The organism is Streptomyces sp. SID13726, assembly GCF_010548375.1.
Classification (GTDB): Bacteria; Actinomycetota; Actinomycetes; order Streptomycetales; family Streptomycetaceae; genus Streptomyces.
Genome location: NZ_JAAGLY010000492.1, coordinates 1 through 433 on the forward strand (window position 1 = coordinate 1; position 433 = coordinate 433).

Consider the following 433-nt stretch of genomic DNA (forward strand, 5'->3'; position numbering starts at 1 on the left):
GGTAAGGCCGCAGTCATCTTGCCGCACGGTGTACTTTTCCGCGGCGGTGCCGAAGCAATCGTCCGCAAGGAGTTGCTGCGCCGTGGCTACATCAAAGGGATCATCGGCCTGCCCTCGAACCTCTTCTACGGCACCAACATTGCGGCCCGCATCATCATCCTCGACAAGGAGAACGCCCAGGCGCGCACTGGCGTCTTCATGATCGACGCTTCCAAGGGTTTCATGAAGGACGGCAATAAGAACCGCCTCCGCAGCCAGGATATTCACAAGATCGTCGACGTCTTCAACAAGCAGACCGAGATCGAGCGCTACTCGCGCATGGTGCCGCTCCACGAGATCGCCGACCCGAAGAACGACAACAACCTCAACATCCCGCGGTACCTCGACTCCTCCGAGCCGGAAGACATCCAGGACCTTCACGCCCACATGCACG

1 protein-coding gene is annotated in these 433 nt (G+C 59.6%); it reads left to right on the plus strand.

Translation table 11 applies throughout. The features are described from left to right. On the plus strand, positions 1–433 hold a 433-nt coding region (locus tag G3I78_RS48750), incomplete at both ends, for an N-6 DNA methylase (protein WP_164437081.1).